This is a genomic window from Corallococcus sp. AB030, from assembly GCF_003668965.1.
In the GTDB taxonomy this organism is placed as follows: domain Bacteria; phylum Myxococcota; class Myxococcia; order Myxococcales; family Myxococcaceae; genus Corallococcus; species Corallococcus exiguus.
Map to the genome: position 1 here is coordinate 1 of NZ_RAWQ01000214.1, position 18,363 is coordinate 18,363.

9 protein-coding genes and 1 pseudogene are annotated in these 18,363 nt (G+C 68.2%); 5 read left to right on the forward strand and 5 right to left on the reverse strand.

The annotated features are described in order from the left end of the window. Nucleotides 1-133: 133 nt before the first annotated feature. Nucleotides 134-982, forward strand: coding sequence for a CHAP domain-containing protein (locus D7Y15_RS35680; RefSeq protein WP_121755369.1), 849 nt, complete (start codon nt 134-136; stop codon nt 980-982). A gap of 95 nt (nt 983-1,077) precedes the next feature. Here the strand turns inward: D7Y15_RS35680 and D7Y15_RS35685 are convergent, their stop codons facing one another. The 5 genes and pseudogenes from D7Y15_RS35685 to D7Y15_RS35700 form a co-directional block, all read right to left on the reverse strand. Then, the gene (locus D7Y15_RS35685) at nt 1,078-2,274 is read right to left on the reverse strand and encodes a glycosyltransferase family 2 protein (protein ID WP_121755370.1); all 1,197 of its coding nucleotides are present in this window, start codon (nt 2,272-2,274) and stop codon (nt 1,078-1,080) included. Between the two features lie 155 nt (nt 2,275-2,429). Continuing rightward, a complete protein-coding gene (locus tag D7Y15_RS35690; RefSeq protein WP_233605217.1) occupies nt 2,430-4,343 on the reverse strand; it encodes a tetratricopeptide repeat protein in 1,914 nt (637 codons plus the stop codon). 6 nt (nt 4,344-4,349) lie between these two features. Beyond that, nucleotides 4,350-4,448 (reverse strand): annotated as a pseudogene (locus tag D7Y15_RS46815) (zinc-ribbon domain-containing protein); the annotation flags it as partial. 9 nt (nt 4,449-4,457) lie between these two features. Next, on the reverse strand, nt 4,458-4,757 hold the full coding sequence (locus D7Y15_RS35695) for a helix-hairpin-helix domain-containing protein (RefSeq protein ID WP_233605218.1): 300 nt from the start codon (nt 4,755-4,757) through the stop codon (nt 4,458-4,460). Between the two features lie 119 nt (nt 4,758-4,876). Beyond that, nucleotides 4,877-6,154, reverse strand: coding sequence for an aspartate kinase (locus D7Y15_RS35700; protein WP_121755373.1), 1,278 nt, complete (start codon nt 6,152-6,154; stop codon nt 4,877-4,879). Nucleotides 6,155-6,300: 146 nt separating this feature from the next. On the opposite strand from D7Y15_RS35700, the gene hutH reads away from it, so the two are divergent. The 4 genes from hutH to D7Y15_RS35715 form a co-directional block, all read left to right on the forward strand. Then, nucleotides 6,301-7,824: a histidine ammonia-lyase gene (gene hutH / locus D7Y15_RS35705; RefSeq protein WP_121755374.1), complete on the forward strand. Its 1,524-nt coding sequence runs from the start codon at nt 6,301-6,303 to the stop codon at nt 7,822-7,824. A 219-nt stretch (nt 7,825-8,043) separates the two neighbouring features. Further along, nucleotides 8,044-9,318: a hypothetical protein gene (locus tag D7Y15_RS44420; protein ID WP_148712953.1), complete on the forward strand. Its 1,275-nt coding sequence runs from the start codon at nt 8,044-8,046 to the stop codon at nt 9,316-9,318. Then, nucleotides 9,318-10,562 (forward strand): hypothetical protein, encoded by a 1,245-nt coding sequence (locus D7Y15_RS44425; protein WP_148712954.1) that lies wholly within the window; start codon nt 9,318-9,320, stop codon nt 10,560-10,562. The genes D7Y15_RS44420 and D7Y15_RS44425 overlap by 1 nt, the downstream gene beginning before the upstream one ends. 698 nt (nt 10,563-11,260) lie before the next feature. Next, a partial coding sequence (locus tag D7Y15_RS35715) for a type I polyketide synthase (RefSeq protein WP_148712955.1) occupies nt 11,261-18,363 on the forward strand: 7,103 nt, incomplete at its 3' end.

Below are 18,363 nucleotides of genomic sequence, written 5' to 3' on the forward strand. Positions count from 1 at the left end.
CCCCTTCAGCAATACCCCACCCGCCCCCGGCCGAAAACCCGAGCCGCTCCGCCCGGTTGCCTGGGTGGTTTTCTTGCCTACACGCGCCAGCGGAGGGAGCCTCTGTCCCAGGACGCTACAGGACGAGGTGGCCATGAAGCTGGGCGCATGGATGGCGATGCTGGCGATGACGACGGGCTGTGCGACGGGCTCTCCCACGGGGGCCTGGGTGGCGTCGGATGCCGTGCGCTACCGCTCCGCCTCCCCGCCGGCCTTCCCGCGCGCCGCGCTGTCCGAGGAGGTGGCGGTCCGTGACAGCGCCCCCGCGAAGACCTCCGCTCCGAGCAAGGCCCCGGCGGTGGCGAAGGCCCCGGCCAAGAAGGCCCCGGCGAAGGCGCGCGTCACGCCCGCGAAGCAGACGGCCAGCCCTGCCCCCTCGGCCAATCCCCGCGAGCGCGTGCTGGCCACGGCGCGCGCGCTGGTGGGTCAGTCGTCGGTGCAGGTGAACGGCAAGCGCTACCCGGCGGACTGCACGGCGCTCATCGACGCCACCTACTCCCAGGCGGGCGTGAAGTTCCGGGGCACCCTCAAGCCCGGGGACAACGGCGTCACCGCGATGTACCGCTACGCCCAGGCGAACGGCCGCGTGTACACGAGCGGGCGCCCCGTGCCGGGTGACCTGGTGTTCTTCCGCGAGACGTACGATCAGAACCGCGACGGCCGGCGCAACGACGGCCTCACCCACGTGGGCCTGGTGGACGGCGTGGACGCGGACGGCACGGTCACCGTCATCCACCGGGTGAAGCGCGGCGTGGTCCGCTACCAGATGAACCTGGCGCGCCCCCACATGGCCCGCGATCCGAAGACGGGCGAGGTGCTCAACGACATGCTGCGAAGCCCCGGCCCCGGTCAGCCGCACGTGCTCACCGGTCAGCTCTTCGCCGCGTTCGGCAGCGTGCTGCCCTCCGGCCCGGCGAAGCCCCTGGCCGTGGCGGCGCGCTGAAAAAGGAAGGCCCGCCGATTCCCTCCGTGCGCTTCCGGAACCAGCCGGAGCGCCGCGGGGAACCAGCGGGCCTGGACTGCCAAAGCGGTTGAAGGTCAGGTCGACGTGGAGGTCGGCACGCGAGCCGTGCGGTCCCACGCGGCGCGCTGCGAGTTGCGCAGGAAGCGCCAGAAGCCCACGGCGATGGCCGCGTTCATGGTCACGAAGTAGTACGCGATGGACGTGGCCTTCTTCGCGGCGCCGCTCTTGAAGACGCCGGAGCGGCCCAGGTACGCCAGGGCGTAGAAGCCCAGCTGCGCGCCCAGCGTGACGCGGTAGAACACGCTGTCGAGCAGGAACAGGTTGGCGACGAGCGCCAGCGCCATCAGCGCCGGAGCGCACCAGCGCAGGAGCTTGTGCGACCAGAAGGCGAACGCGGCGAAGCCCGCCGTGGGCAGCAGCAGCCCGGGCACGAGGCCCAGGCTCTGGAAGTTGCCCGCCGCGATGCGCGCGCGCCGGCCGAACTCCTTGCCGTAGTCCTCCGTCGTCTCCTCGTGAGCGACGGCGCCCTCCTCGTAGACGACCTTGAAGCCGCTCTCCAGGATGCGCAGCGGAATCACGAAGTCATCCACGATGGTGGACGGCGGCAGCTGGGTGAAGAGCGAGCGCCGGATGGCGTAGAGGCCGCCGTTGGCCCCCACCACCGCGCCGCGCCGGCCCTCGTACATCTTGATGAGGGACTCGTAGCTCCAGTACGCGCTCTCCTCGTAGTCCTGCTTCGTGGGGTTGTAGAGGCGCAGCTTGCCGCAGACGGCGCCGACCTCCGGATCCTCGAAGTGGCGGACGATCTTCCGCACCGCGTCCGCGTCGATCATCGTGTTCGCGTCCGACAGCAGCACGATGTCGCCGTGCGCGGACGGGATGCAGCGGTTGAGCACCGTCGTCTTGCCTGCGCGAGCCGCGGGCGACAGGCGCACGCGCGGATCCGCGCACTTCTGCACGAGGCCGTCCGTGCCATCCGTGGAGCCGTCCGAACCGATGACGACCTCGAAGCGGTCCGCCGGGTAGTCCAGCGCCAGGCTGTTCCGCAGCTTGGACTCGATGCAGTCCGCCTCGTTGTAGGCGGCCACCACCAGACTCACCGAGGGCAACGGCCCGGCCTTGACGCCCGCGCTGGCCGCCTCACCCGAGCGCATCTTGCGCAGGTTCTGGAGGACCTGGGCCGCGCCCTCCAGGGCGAACAGGCTCAAGGGATAGAGAAAATAAGTGTGCACGAGCGCAAGCGCCGCGCACCAGAAGAAGACCTCCGCCATCGACCCACCCTCCGAACCCCGAGTCCTCGACACCCAGGGACGAAGCAAGGTGCATGCCTGGGCGTCCAGAGGGACTTCAGGGCGAGGGAGCCACCGAGCCCCCGGGAAGGACTGGAGTTTCTCCAGGGTGAGGCGGAGGTGATCCGGTCAACGTTTCAGGGCGAGGGCTCGGCGGCCGCGGTTTGAGCGAGCATGCGCCTGGCCAGGTCGTGCTTGGGGTTGAGCGCCACCACTTCGTCCAGCAGGTTCCGGGCCGTGTCCGGGTCGCCCTGGCGGATGGCCAGCCGGGCGCCCAGGACGAAGGCTCGGAAGAGGTACCGGTCCTGCGCGCGCAGGGCTTCCAGCTCCCCGGACACGGCCTCGATGGTGGCGGGTGTGCCGGAGCTGAGGGCGTATTCGGCGCGGGCGAGGATGCTCCAGGACGGCGGGAGCTCCACCTGACGCAGGCGTTCCGCGAGGCCCAGGGCGTTGGGGGCACCGGTCACCGCGGCGTAGAGGGCCTGGGCCTTGAGGCGCGCGGCGACGGTGGCGGCGGGCTCCACGTCCGGAGCGGCCCGGAGGGTCTCCATCAGCGCGTCGAGCGCCTTGCGCCGCTCGGCGATGTCGGTGCGCAGCGGCTGCATGTCGCGCTCGGTCGCGCGCAGGTCGTCATGGAGCGCGTTGGACTGGCCCATCCAGTTCGGCGACGACTTCGCGGTGGTGACCGCATCGATCTCCCGCTTGATCGCGGCCGCCTGGAGGTTCAGCCGGTCGAGCTCTGCGTGCAGGTCGCCCAGTTGGAGGGTGTAGGCCACGGCCAGCTCGGCCTGGACCTCGGCGTATTTCGGGTGGGCGGTGGCCAGGACCTTGAGGTTCTGGATGGCCTGTTCGCGCGCGGGAGCGTCATCGAGGCGCAGGGCCCGCACGGCCTCTTCCTTCTTCGTCACGGCCTCCACGGGCATGGCCGAGTTGCGGTCGCGGAAGACGGGATACGCCAGGTACCCGGCCAGGGCGATGCCCGCGAGCACCGTGAGCCCGAGGAGCACCCAGCTCATCCCGGAGGAACGCCGGCTGCCGTCCTCGACGACGATGGCGTCGGCGCGGGAAGACGCGCCGAGCAGCTCCGGGGGCAGGTCGCCGGAGGGCTTCCGGGAAGGAAGGGGCCGGTCCAGTCCGCCCCCGAGCACCGACGCACCGGAAGGCGAAACCGCGGGCTTCGAGGGCTCGGTGCGAGCGAAGGGCGCGTCGTCGTCGGGCAGGGAGACGGTCGCGGTCGGCGAAGAGGTCGCCCAGGGCGCGTCACCGTGGCCATCCGGAACGAGCTTGGAGCGCGAGCCTCCAGCCGCCGACCACGGTGGATCCGCGGGGTCGCCCGAAGGCGAGATGCTCTCGAAGGAACGGGGAGCGGTGGAAACCGGAGAGGCCGACACCGAAACGGAATCCGCGGGGCCCGACACCGCGCCAAACGCACGGGTCGCTCCAATGCTCGCATCGGCGGCACCCGAAGGCGCGGGACCCGACACCGCGCCGAACGCACGCGTTGCTCCAATGGCCGCGTCGGCGGCACCCGAAGGCGCGGGACCCGGCACCGCGCCGAACGCACGCGTCGCTCCCCCACCCTCCGGCCCACGCGATGAAGAGCCGGGCTCCGCGAGGCGGAACGAACCCGAGGACGACGCGGAGACAGCGCCGAACGCGCGCGTCGTCGACCCAGGAGCCGCACCCTGCTCCGGCGGCGCCGCGGGAGGAGGAGTTCCCACACCGGGCCCCACCGCCCCGAAGGCCCGCGTCGTACCCATCACCGCCGCAGCCTGTGCGCCGGACGCCACGGGAGCCTGCGCCGCGACCGGAGCGATGGACGGAGGCGGAGGAATCACGCCGGACGAAGTCAGCGCGCCCGAAGCCGGAGTCGGCTGTGGAACGAACGACCCGGAGGCCGTGGTGGAACCCGCGAACAGGTTCGTGGACTTCAGGTTGGAAGCGCTCTCACCGCCGAAGATCTGCGTGGACGACTGCGCGCCCGTCCGGTCTCCCCCACCCGCCGGAGGAATCTTCGGCGCGGGAGCCATGACGCCGGTGGGCGAAGCCATGAACACGTGGCCACACCGCGTGCACTGCACCGACGCGCCGCTTGGCGGCAGGAGTCGGGCATCCAGCACGTACTGCATCGAGCATTGCGGGCAGGCGATCTGCACCGGCCGTGCTTACCACACGCCCCCATCGGCCGGCGCCGCGTCCAGCACGGTGGCTGCCCGGAGGGTCTCCAACTTGGCAGCGCCCACACCGGGCACCGCGTCCACGTCCTCCCAGCTCGAGAACCGGCCCTGCTCCTCGCGGGCGGACACCAGCCGTTTGGCCAGGTCACGCCCCACACCGGGCAACAGGGCCAACTCCGACTCGGAGGCGGCGTTGAGGTCCAGCTTGAGCCCCAGCGCGAGCGCCTGCGCCCCCTTGGGCACCGCCCCCGGACCACACGTGGCCAGCCCTGCCGGGTCCAGCCGCACGGCCTCCGGCGGGCAGTCGAGCGAGGGCCGAGAATCCGGCCACCGCGCCCGGGCGGTGAAGCCCAGGGCGAGCAGCCCCAGGGACAGCGCCGCGAGCGCGGACGTGCGCCCGAACCGCTTCAGGCCTTCTGCCCCTGGAGCGCGTCCACTTCCGACACGGTGGGCGTGGCCGTCACGGGGGGCGGCGCGTCCAGCCCGAAGGCCGTGTGCAGCGCGCGCACCGCCAGCTCCGTGTACTTCGTGTGGATCACACAGGAGGTCTTGATCTCCGACGTGGAGATGAGCTGGATGTTGATGCCCTCCTGGGAGAGCGTCTGGAACATCCGAGCCGCCACGCCCGAGTGGTTGCGCATGCCCACGCCGACGATGGACACCTTGGCGATGGTGTCATCCACCTCGACGCCGGTGGCGCCCACGTCCTGCGCGGCCTGCTTCACGACCTCGTGGGCCTTGGCGAAGTCCGACTTGGCGACGGTGAAGGTGACGTCGGTGCGCCCGTCGCGGGACAGGTTCTGCACGATGAGATCCACCACGATGTGCTTCGCGTCGAGCGCCCCGAAGAGCTTCGCCGCGGCGCCCGGCTGATCCGGCACGCCCACCACGGTGATCTTCGCCTCGTTCCGATCGTAGGCGACCCCTCGAACCAGCACGTCCTCCATGGATGCGTCCTCCTCACAGACGAGCGTGCCCGGATCCTCGGTGAAGGAAGACTTCACCCACAGGGGCACCTTGTACTTCATGGCGAATTCGACCGAGCGGATCTGCAACACCTTGGCGCCCAGGCTGGCCAGCTCCAGCATCTCCTCGTAGGTGATGCGGTCCAGCTTCTTCGCGGCCGGGCACACGTTGGGGTCGGTGGTGTAGACGCCGTCGACGTCCGTATAGATTTCACACGCGTCGGCCTTGAGCGCCGCGGCCAGCGCGACGCCCGTCGTGTCGGAGCCACCGCGGCCGAGCGTGGTGACGCTGCCCGTCTCGTCCACGCCCTGGAAGCCGGCGACGACGACGATCTTCCCCTGCTTCAGCGCGGCGCGGATGGGCTCCGCGTCGATGCTCTTGATGCGCGCCTTGGAGAAGGTGCTGTCGGTGACGATGCGCACCTGGTGGCCGAGGAAGCTCACGGCTTCCCCGCCCTGCGCATGGATGGCCATGGCGACGAGCCCGATGGACACCTGTTCGCCGGTGGCGACGACGACGTCCTGTTCGCGCTCGTCGGGCCGGTCGGTGATCTGCGACACGAGCTTGAGCAGGCGGTTGGTCTCACCGGACATGGCGGAGACGACCACCACGACGTCATGGCCAGCCTTCTGGGCGGCGATGCAGCGGCGCGCGACGTTCTTCATGCGCTCGGTGTCACCCACCGAGGTACCGCCGTACTTCTGGACGATGAGGGCCACGGGGTTTGCGACCTCCCTGCACGGACGGGCGCAGGCTATATGAGCGCCGGGGCCTGGGTGTAAAGGGCCCTCAACCTGCCTGCCGCGAATCCGCTAGCGTTCGTGGCCCAACGACTTTCAAGCCGCATACCCGGAGTAGCCCGCACATGTCCCGCACCCGCCTCCTCATCGATGGTGACACCCTGAAGCTGGAGGAGATCCTCCAGGTCTCCCGCCACGAAGTCACGGTCGAGCTCGCCCCCGAAGCCGCGAAGCGCGTGCAGGCCTCCCGGGCGTTGGTGGACCGGGTGGCGGCCGGGGACACGCCCTCCTACGGCATCAACACGGGCTTCGGCACGCTGGCGGAGGTGCGAATCGACCGGAAGGACCTGCGAGACCTGCAGCGCAACCTCATCCTGTCGCACGCCTGTGGCGTCGGGAATCCGCTGCCCCTGCCGGAGGCCCGGGTGCTCCTGCTGCTGAGGTGCAACGTGTTGGCGAAGGGCTTCAGCGGCATCCGGATGGAGACGCTGGGGCTGGCCATCGACATGTTGAACAAGGACGTGGTGCCGGTGGTCCCCGAGCGGGGAAGCGTGGGCGCGTCCGGAGACCTGGCCCCGCTGGCGCACCTGGCGCTGGTGCTGATTGGCGAGGGCGAGGCGTTCTTCGAGGGCGTGCGGATGCCGTCGAAGCAGGCGCTGGAGAAGGCGGGCCTGAAGCCGGTGGTGCTGGAGGCGAAGGAAGGCCTGACGCTGATCAACGGCACGCAGGCGATGTGCGCGGTGGGGACGCTGACGCAGCTGCGAGCGGAGCTGCTGGCGGACGTGGCGGACATCGCGGGAGCGATGACGGTGGAGGGCCTGCTGGGAAGCCACAAGCCGTTCCTGCCGGAGATCCACGCGGTGCGCCCGCACGCGGGTCAGAAGGCGGTGGCGGACCACCTGCGCCGGATTCTCAAGGGCAGCGAGCTGGTGGAGACGCACGTCAACTGCAGCAAGGTGCAGGACCCGTACAGCCTCCGGTGCATCCCGCAGGTGCACGGCTCGGCGCGAGAGGGATTGGCGTTCGCGCGGCGCATCCTGGAGGTGGAGGTGAACAGCGGGACGGACAACCCGCTGGTGTTCGCGGACACGGAGAGCATCATCTCCGGAGGCAACTTCCACGGTCAGCCCATCTCGCTGGCGATGGATGTGGTGGCCATGGCGCTGACGCAGCTGTCGAGCATCAGCGAGCGGCGAGTGGAGCAGATGGTGAACCCGAGCCTGTCGGGTCTGCCCGCGTTCCTGGCGAAGAACAGCGGGTTGAACTCCGGGTTCATGATTGCGCAGGTGACCGCGGCGGCATTGGTGGCCGAGTCGCGCATCCTGAGCCACCCGGCGTCGGTGGACTCGATTCCCTCCTCCGCGGGCCGAGAGGACCACGTGTCCATGGGCATGACGGCGGCGCTGAAGGGCCGTCAGGTGTCGGAGTTCGCGCGTTCGTGTCTGGCCATTGAGCTGCTGGTCGCGGCGCAGGCGCTGGACTTCCGTCAGCCGGTGAAGCCCGGCAAGGGCGTGCTGGCGGCGTATGAGCTGATCCGCGGCAAGGTTCCCCACATGGACCGGGACCGCGAGCTGCATCACGACATCTCTGCGGTCACGGCGCTGGTGGAGTCCGGTGCGATCCGTGAGGCGGTGCGATCCGCCGTTTAGACAAGGTCAAACCAGTGCCCCTGTCTCCAAACAAACACACGGAAGACGTTTAACGAACGCCCAATGAACAATTCAACCCGGGTACCCAAAGACCCAGAACCACATTTGCATGCGCGTCCTTAAGCCCAAGTGCACCATGGAATGCTTGGACCTATGCATTTCAGCGGCGCGCAAAGTAAGCTTCCGTGAGCCGGTTTAAGGCTAGGCGGGGGTAGAACCATGGAACAGGACGAGGTTGCAGTCCGTTCTCACGACATCCTGGTTGCATCAGGTACGTCTCGAGCATCGGAGTTTGAACTGCTCACCATCCTTGGTGCAGCAGTCAGACTCGCCGTAAACCTACGAGGTATACCACCGGTAAGTTATGGCTTACTTCGTGAGGTCTCAGTACATCGCCTCGGACTTCAACCTGGGGAGGTTCGCCCAGCGATAGAGCTACTTCACGAAGCAGAAATGGTTGACCTAATCATGGAAGGCTCAACCATCAAGACAATCCTTCCGGATATTCCATTTTTTCAAGACCTCTACAAAGACCTCGGAGAGGCGAGCACCTCTAGTCAGAATTTAAACGAGCACGAGCAACTCACCCTGAAATTAATGCAAAGCCTCGGCCGAGGCCCAATCACTCGGGAGGAGATTGCAGGCTTTGGCGCCGAGAAAAGAGCCACCAATCGCATACTCCAAATCGGCCAAGATGCCGGGTTTGTCATCCCCAAGAGAGCACGCGGCCAGGACGTATTCATTTCTCCTGCCTATTTCGCGGAAGACCCACAGGCGCTTGCCGACCTGACGGCACAAGCAGGCTCGACCCGGCTCGGAAAGATTCTTAATCTAGTCAAAAAAAACCAAGGCTACCCCCTTAAGATCATAGCGGAACGCAAGGATCTGGGCGGAACGTCGCTCGACGACAAAGACATTGCTCTCATCAGAGCACTCGCCGGAGAGGGATTCATTCCTCCACCATCGGTCCGAACAGAACATTCGGGAGAAAATCATTTCATCTTCGGCCCTCGCCCTGGCCACACCCGACTCGTCCCACATGAAACTCAACTATTCAACAACGCATTGGCGCTTGCCGCAGCCGTAAGGCAGGGCCAATTTCTGGCTCGCAATTTCGCGATCAGATACCCCGTTTCATTATTAAAAGCCCTGCTCCGCGACGGCTACTTAGGCTCAAATAGCGAAGCCATGGAGCAGTATCGAGCAGTAGCCCAACATGGAGTTGGCAGACTAGTAATCACAGGCGACGGAAGAGCTAGGCTCGAACTAATCCAAAACCCCGACAACATCAGAACAGTACAGATCGCAATAGAACTGCTCTCAGGCCCCAATGACCAACCAGCCTCCGATGAGGAATTGATTCTGGCCATGCGCCAAGGCGAGCAATACGTCGAGCCACTCCTTGCGCGCAAGTCGCTCGCATCCTGCAAAATCATACAGGCCGACGAAGAAGCAAATTTTGCCATCGACAGTCTTTTACTAAGGAGGCGATAGTGCTCAAGGATCGTGCACAGAAAGAAGCATTGTATCGACATTTTCGCTCCCAAGGCTGGATGGCGCAGCTTGAAGTTCCAGTTGTTCCAGACGGGGCTGTGTCGCGGCATGCCGCTCCGGTAACGGACATTGATGTCCTTGGAATTCGCCCATCATCAGAACTACGGTGGCGCTATGTGATCGGAGATTGCAAAACTCGAAAAAAGGAGTCGCCGGTCAATCGCGTCCTATGGGCATCAGGGCTCATGGATGCATTCGGCGCAACAACCGGTGTTGTACTCTTAAAACGTGAGCCCAACAGCCGAATTGAACGCGACCACAAGCTCTTCGCAGATGAGCGACGAATACTCCTCTTAGAGGAAGACGAATTTTCCGATTACGACAAGGCAATCGTCTACCCATCCGGGTCCAATAACTTTCCCGAGTCAACGGAGTTGATCGAGGAACTTCGAGACAAGACTGCCGAAAAATTCCCGCAGCTTCGCGAATATCTTCGCTGGGTGTTCTCGGATGCCTGGGCAACAACTGATCACGCAATGCTCCTGCGCATGACTTTAGGCAAGGCTCGTGACATCCGTGGAGAAATTGATCCAAGACGCACTGATCATCTTGCCCTCGCTCTAGAGGGAGCTTCTTCTTTTGCCGTTCCATTCGCCACGCTGGTAGGCACGATATTCCGGCGACACATTAAACCTACGGAACGGACCGACTTGGATGAAGCAGCGAGGATGATTATCTGGGGCGGCCGCGAACAATACGACTTCTACAACCGTATGCGGTCCGAACTGGCACAGGCCAAGGGCTCAAAAACCCAGGCACCTCTCGGTTTGCCTGAGTGGGACCGGTTCCTTGAACTACTCCGGACAATGCTTGAGGCGCCTCACTATGCCTTTCAATGCCCACAGGCACTACGATGCGTCTCACTGTACGTCTTGTCTGGAAACGAGAAAATCCTCAACACGATTAGCGACAAGACACTCCTTCACCTTGCAATGAAAATTGCCGCCTACTTCACGCGAGCCGTGGGCTACCCATTAGACACAAGCACCCACCTGAGTTCTGTATTCAAAAAAAGAATAGACGAAGTCATCAACAAGACTCCTGCTCGGACCCCAGAGGAAAGCAAGGAAACCATCATTTCGCGTCTCGCTCCGCTCAACGGCCTCACTCCCGTTGAGCACGAAGCCAAAGCCGAGAGCGCTCAACTAACCCTTCCGGCTGTTGGGCATCGTGACGACAGGTAACTGCACTCAACAAGAGTCCGGACTGCACTGCTGATGGCCGGATTGGAGCATTCTCAAACCAAGGGGCATGGCCTGCGAACTCATCTCATCGCCTTCTGACAGCGCGTGGACGTAACCGTCCGGCCAACGACGTGCCGGAGCGCTTGGAGGCGGACGTCGGCCGTGCTCGGCGGGCGCGGACCTGCCATCGTTGCTCCACGGTGGCAAAGGTACCTCTCAGAGCAGTTGCGCCATAACGTCGGGATTGTCGGTGGTCATCGTGCCGTCGAGGTGGCGTGCCCCGAGCAACCGGCGGGCACGGCCTGGCGCTAGCAGCCCCACCTGGCACATCCGCCGCAGGCATCGGGCCTTTGAGGCGCGCCCCTCCTGGGCTCGCAGCCGGGCCCACGATTCTTGAGATTCGCCTCGGCCCCCGCCAGGAACTTCTCCCGCTACTTCCCCCCCCATATTTCAAGCCGGACCCGAAGGGTTCGCGCTCAAGGCCCGGTGCCCCGTGAAACCTCACGGCGTCGGCTCTCAGGCAAACAAGCGCAGCAGTCAGTTATTGTGACAAATGCATCCCATCTCCCGCCGAATGTTTCTCCCGGCTCAAGCATTTCTTGAAATCCCCATCGCGCCCCGTCCACGCATATTAAAATATTTCGCCCCAACAAAACAACACGCTGAGTTATGTTGCACGGTCTCCAGGATAAAACACCGTGCCCCACTTGCGACACGCGTTCGAGTGCAGCACCACGATCAGCCATGAAGATCCGCTGGTCCGGGATCACCGGGTCCACGGAGTCCGCATCCTGCCGGGAGTCGTCTTCCTGGACCTGGTGCTCCGAGCCCTGAAGGCCCGCGGCTTCGACATCCCGGCGGTCGAGCTTCGCAACGTCCTGTTCAGCGAACCCATCGCCACCACGGAGCAGTTCGACCGGCGCGTGCGCCTGCGCTTCGAGCCCCAGGACGCGGACGCCCGGCACTGGCGGGTGGTCGCGGAGAGCAGCCCCCTCCCCGCTGGCGGCGGGAGCGCGGCGGGCGCCGTCGAGAACTTCCGCTGCGAGGTCCACGTCACCCAAGAGCCCTTCGAGGGCCGGCTCGACGTGGAGGCCTTGATGAAGCAGGCCACGCGCACCGCGGACGTGGACGACGCCTACGTGTACGCGCGCGGCGCTGCCATCGAGCACCTGGAGTTCATGAAGGGCCAGGGACGGCTCTACTTCCACGACGGCGGCGTGCTGGCGGCGCTCCAGTTGAGCCCGCCCGCCCGTGAGCACCTGGAGGACTTCCTCATCCACCCCGTCCTCCTGGACAGCTCCACGCTCCTGCCGTTCCTCTTCATGCAACAGCGGCCGGAGCTGGCCCTCCAGCCGTTCATCCCCATCCACATCGAGTCGTTCCGCGCCGTGCGCGCCCTGGGCGAACGCGTGTTCGTCCACGTGCGCGAGTCCAGCACCGGACTGGTGGCCGACGACCTCTTCCACAGCGTCATCGACTTCTACTCGCCGGACGGGCACCGGCTCGCGTCCCTCCGCAAGCTGTCCACCAAGCGCATCCGCTCCGAAGCCCTCATCTCCCGCCTGCGACGAACCGAAGGCGCTGCGCGGGCCCCGGAGCCTCAAGCCGCGCCGGCGGCCCCCACGACAGGGGCGAGCCCCTCTTCCGTCCTGGACTCCCTGCGCGGCCTGCTCGCCTCCGAATTGTCGGTGGCGCCCGAGACGCTCGACGACGCGGAGAACTTCTACTCCCAGGGGCTGGATTCGACCCACCTGCTGCGGGTCGTGCGGCGGCTGGAGCAGGACCTCGAGTGCAAGCTCTACCCGACGCTGCTCTTCGAGCACAGCACCCTGCGCGAGCTGGCGGCCTACCTCGAACGCAACCATGCCCAGGGCGTGGCGGGGCTCGTCCTCCGGCAGGCCCCTCCACGAAGCGCGGGAGTGCCCGCGCCCACGCGGCAGGACGTCCCCGCGCCCGCGGCGCCTTCGCCGCTCCCGCGCCTGGACGAACCCATCGCCATCATCGGGATCGCGGGGCGCTATCCGCGGGCAGGGGACCTGGACGCGTTCTGGGAGAACCTCCAGGCCGGGCAGGACTGCATCACCGAAGTTCCCAAGGAGCGCTGGAATCACGACCGCTGGTTCGATCCCACCGGCAGCCGCCCGGGAACCACCCAGGGCAAGTGGGGCGGATTCCTCCAGGACATTGATCAGTTCGACGCGCGCCTGTTCAACCTGTCGCCGCGCGAGGTCGAGCTCATGGACCCCCAGGAGCGGCTGTTCCTGGAGACGGCCTGGCAGGCGATAGAGGACGCGGGCCAGCCGGGCCGGGCCCTCCGGGGCCGGCGCGTGGGCGTGTTCGTCGGCGTGATGTGGGGGCAGTACGCGCTGCTGGGCCTGGAGGAGACCCTCCAGGGGCACCCCGTCGCGCCCTCCTCGTTCGCCGCGTCCATCGCGAACCGCGTCTCCTACTTCTTCGACTTCCGCGGCCCCAGCCTGGCCCTGGACACGATGTGCTCGTCGTCGCTGACCGCGCTGCACCTGGCCCGCGAGAGCCTGCTGCGCGGCGAGTGCGAACAGGCGCTGGTCGGCGGCGTCAACCTCATGCTGCACCCGAGCAAGTACGTGTTCCTGAGCGAGCACCGCATGCTCTCCGGTGACGGCCGGTGCCGCGCGTTCGGCGAAGGGGGCAGCGGCTACGTCCCGGGCGAAGGCGTGGGCGCGGTCCTGCTCAAGCCCCTGTCGCGCGCGGAGGCCGACGGGGACTTCATCCACGGCGTCATCCGCACGACCGCGCTCAACCACGGCGGCCGCGCCAACGGCTACACCGTCCCGGATCCCGACGTCCACGCCACGCTCATCTCCGAGGCGCTGGAGCGCTCGGGCGTCGAGCCCGACACGATCGGCTACATCGAAGCGCACGGCACGGGCACGAGCCTGGGAGACCCCATCGAGATCTCCGGCCTGGGCAAGGCCTTCCGGGGCAGGACCGCGCCGGGGTGGAGCTGCGCCATCGGGTCCGTGAAGTCGAACGTCGGTCACCTGGAGGCCGCCGCGGGCGTCGCCGGCATCACCAAGGTGCTGCTCCAGCTGCGCCATCGCAAGCTCGTCCCGTCCCTGCACGCGCGGCGGCTCAACCCCTTCATCGACTTCGCGGCCACGCCCTTCCGCGTCCAACAGGAGCTGCGCGACTGGCCGGAGCCCACGACCCGCGCGGGACAGCCCGCCCCCAGACGCGCGGGGCTGAGCTCCTTTGGCGCGGGCGGTGCCAATGCCCACGTCATCCTCGAGGAGTACGTGGCGCCCCGGGCCGCGCTCCCGGCGACTGAACGGCCCTGCCTGGTCGTCCTGTCCGCGCACAAGGAAGACCGGCTCCGCCCCTACGCCGAGCGGCTCCTGCGCTTCGTCGAACGGCAGGCCGCCTCCGGAGGCACGGCGCCCCGGGCCAGCCTGAGTCAGATCGCCTACTCGTCGCAGATCCGCGGCGAGCCCATGGCGGCGCGGCTGGCGTTCGTCGCTTCGAGCCTGGAGGCGTTGCGCGGGCAGCTGCGGCGCTACCTGGAGGGCGCGTCCCTTCCGGAGGACAGCTTCCAGGGAACGGGCCGCGCCGGACAGGCCACCCGCGCCCTGTCCGCGCGCGGGACGGAGGCCCCGGCGCTGCGCGAGCTCGCGGCGCGTTGGGTGGAGGGGCAGGACGTGGACTGGTCCACGCTGTATCCCGAGGGTCCCCCCCGGCGTCACCCGCTGCCCACCTACCCCTTCGCCCGGCGCTCGTACTGGCTGCCCCGGACGGAGGCGGAGCATGGGAGCCCCTCCGCTGGCGCCGCTCCGCGGCTGCACCCGGTGCTGGGACGCAACACCTCCACGTTCTCGTGCGTGCGCTTCACCACCGCGTTCTCCGCGACGGAGCCCCTGATCGCCGACCACCGCGTCCGCGGCCAGCCGGTGCTCCCGGGAGTGGTGTGCCTGGAGATGGCCCTCGCCGCGGCGCGGCTGGCGGGAGCCGCGACCGTCCACGCCCTCCGCGACATCACCTGGGCGAGCCCCGGGGTGCCGTCGCAAGACAGCGCGACCCTCGACGTGTCCCTCGAACTCCAGGTCGAGGGCGAGCACCTGGGCTTCCGCCTCGTTGGAGCGAACGGGCTGCTGCATGCCCAGGGCCGGTTGTCGCAGGGAGAGCAACCGCGCCAGGTGGAGCCGCTCCAGGCCCCCGGTGACCTCCAGGCGCGGTGCCCGCACCTGCTGTCCGCGGAGGACGCCTACCGCCTCCTCGCCGCGCGGGGGCTGGAGTACGGCGAATCCCTGCGCCCCATCCGCGCGCTCCACGTGGGACGGGACGAGGCGCTCGCCGCGTTGCGCCTGCCCGGGTCGCACCCCGCGCCGGCGGACGTCACCCTCCCCCCCGGCCTGCTGGACGGCGCCCTGCAAGCCGTCATCGGGCTCCTCGCGCGGGAGCCCGAGGGCGGCGCCGCGTCCTCCGAGCGGACCTGGCTTCCGTTCTCCCTGGCGGCGGTGCACCTGCACCGTCCCCTTCCGCCGGAGTGCTTCGTCCACGTCGCCCGCAAGGCGCGGCGCAAGGACGTGGAGACCTTCGACCTCCGTCTGCTCGACGCGGCAGGGGCGTTGCTCGTGCGGCTGGAGGACTTCGCGATCCGGGAGGTTCGCGGACCGGCGCGCGAGACCACCCGCGTCCTGGGCGAGGCCTGGGTCCCCGAACCGCTGGAACGCACGTCCACCGAGTCGACCGGGGCCCTGCTGCTCTTCGACCGGGACACCCTCCTGCGCGATGCGCTTCGCGGCGGGACCCAACGGCCCGTGATCCTCGTGCGGCCGGGGACGGGCTTCCGCTCGCTCGGCGACGACGTCTACGAGATCGCGCCCGCGCGCACCGAGGACGCCGCACGGCTGCTTCAGGCCCTGCGACAGGAGGGCCGCGTCCCCTCGGCCGCGATCCATGCCTGGACGGGGCAGCACGTCCCTGGCGCGGAGCAGCCGTCCCTGGAGCAGGTGCTGGAGCTGGGGCTCCACTCGCTGATCAGCTTCACCCAGGCGTGGCTCCAGGCCCGGCCCGTGCCCCCGCTCCAGTTGCTGTGCGTGGAGGCCGGCGACGAGACCTCTTCACCGCATGCCGCGCTGTCGGGGTTCTGCAAGACGATCAACCGCGAGCACGGCGCCCTGCGCTACCGCGCGGTGCGGCTCGGGGATGGAGTCGCGCGCCCGGCCGCGGAGCTGTTGCTCCAGGAGCTCTCCTGGTCCGACGCTCCGGATGATCAGATCCGCCTGGACGCGACAGGCCGCGCCCGCCTCCGCCTGCGACGGCTCTCGCTGCCCGAGCCAGACGCCACGCCCCTGCTGAGACACCGCGGCGTCTACCTCATCACCGGTGGCCGCGGCGGGCTGGGCCTGCTCTTCGCGCGGTTCCTGGCCCAGCGATTCCAGGCGCGGCTGGTGCTGGCCGGACGCGCGCCGGAGGACGCGGCCGTGCGCGAACAACTCCAGGCGCTCGCGGCCCAGGGCGCCGAGGCCGTGTACGTGCGGGCGGACGTGGCCCGCGGGGACGACGTGGAAGCGCTCGTGAACGAAGCCGTGCGCCGCTTCGGCGCGCTCCACGGCGTCATCCACTCCGCCGGCGTGTTGCGCGATGGCATGGTCGCGCAGAAGCGCCCGGAGGACGTGACGGAGGTCCTCCGTCCCAAGGTCGATGGCGCCATCCACCTCGATCGCGCCACGCGGCGGTTGCCGCTCGACTTCTTCGTCCTGTTCTCCTCGCTGGCGGGCGTCATCGGCAACGTGGGGCAGTGCGACTACGCGTTCGCCAACCGCTGCCTCGATCAGTTGGCGCGAAGGCGCGCGGCCCAGGTCGTCCAGGGCCAGCGCCACGGACGCTCGCTCTCCATTGCCTGGCCGCTGTGGCGCGAGGGTGGGATGCGCGTGGACGCGCACGTCGAACAGCACCTGCTGCGGACGCTCGGCATGAAGCCGCTGAGCACGCAGGCGGGGCTGGACTTCTTCGTGCGGGCGTTGAACGCCACCGAGCCCGTGATGGCCGTCGTGGAAGGCGACCTCGCGGCGATCGACAAGGCCTTCGCGGTGATCCAGGCCTCCGAGGCCGCTCCAGCTCCGCCGCCCTCCGGCTCCGTGTCCGTCCCCGCTGACATGGACGCGGTCCTCTCGACGATCGCGGAGGTGCTCCGCGTGGACCGGGCGGACGTGGATCCGGATGCGAGCCTCGAGGATCACGGCTTCGATCCCACCACGCTCGCGGTGCTGAGCGCCCGGCTGGGTGAGCGCCTGGGCCGCACGCTGAGCGCACGCCGGCTGGCGGAACAGGCCTCCGTGCGCGCCCTCTGCCAGACGCTCACCCCGGTGGCGACGCCCTGCCCGCCCGAGCCGCCGCCCGCGCCCGCGCCGCCGCCCACGACGAGGCCCGAACTCCGCGCCGTGGCCCAGGACGGACACCTGCGCGAACGGGTGCAGGCCCGGGTCGTGGAGACCGCGGCGTCGATCCTCAAGATGGACGTGGCGGACGTGGATCCGGACACGGACCTGCGCGACTTCGGCTTCGACTCCATCTCCATGACCCAGCTCGCCAACCGGCTGCGTGAGCAACTGGGCGTGGACCTCACGGCCGCGATGCTCTTCGAGCACGACCGGCTGGGCGCGCTCGTCGGACATCTGCTCGCCACGCAGCGCGAGGCCCTGGGCGCACGGTTTCCGGATGCGCAGCCGCCAGCGGCCACCCCGGCCCCGGCGGAAGTGGCCTCCGCACCGGCGCAGCCCACGCCGCTGCCCCCGGCGCGCATCGCCTCCTCGGGCGGCGTGCACGACTCGCCGGAGCCCATCGCGATCATCGGCATGGGCGGCCTCTTCGCCCAATCCCCCGACCTGGACACCTTCTGGCGGAACCTCGAGCAGGGCCGGGATCTGATCGAGGAGATTCCTCCCACGCGGTGGGACTGGCGCGCGTTCGAAGGCGACCCGCTGACGGAGCCGAACCGCACCCATGTCAGGTGGGGCAGCTTCGTCGACGGGGTGGAGCACTTCGACGCGGCCTTCTTCCGCATCACGCCCCGCGAGGCGGCGCTGATGGACCCCCAGCACCGCCTGTTCCTCCAACTGGCGTGGAACACACTGGAGGACGCCGGCTACCGGCCTTCCTCCCTCGCGGGCAGCCAGACCGGGGTGTTCGTGGGGATCGGCACGACCGACTACCACGATCTGCTGAGGGACTCCGGCATCGCCGCGGACGCGCACACCGCCACGGGCAAGGCGCACTCGGTGCTGCCCAACCGGCTCTCCTTCCTGCTCGATCTGCATGGCCCCAGCCTTCCGGTGGAGACCGCCTGCTCCAGCTCGCTGGTCGCCATCCACCACGCGGTCCAGGCGCTGCGCTCGGGCCAGTGCACGCTGGCGCTCGTCGGCGGCGTCAACCTGCTGCTCAGTCCGCACCTGTACTTCGCGTTCAGCCGCGCGGGCATGCTGAGCGAGGACGGACGCTGCAAGACGTTCGACGCCTTGGCCAACGGCTACGTCCGGGGCGAGGGCCTGGGCACCCTCCTGCTCAAGCCGCTGTCGCGCGCCGAGGCCGACGGGGACACCATTCACGCGGTCATCCGTGGCACGGCCATCAACCACGGCGGCCGTGCCCAGGCGCTGACGGCCCCCAACCCCAAGTCCCAGGCCGAACTGCTCGTGGCCGCCTACGAGGATGCCCGGGTGGACCCGGCGACCGTGGGCTACATCGAAGCGCACGGGACGGGCACCTCGCTGGGGGACCCCATCGAGATCGCCGGCCTGCGCATGGCCTTCGAGCGGCTCTCCGC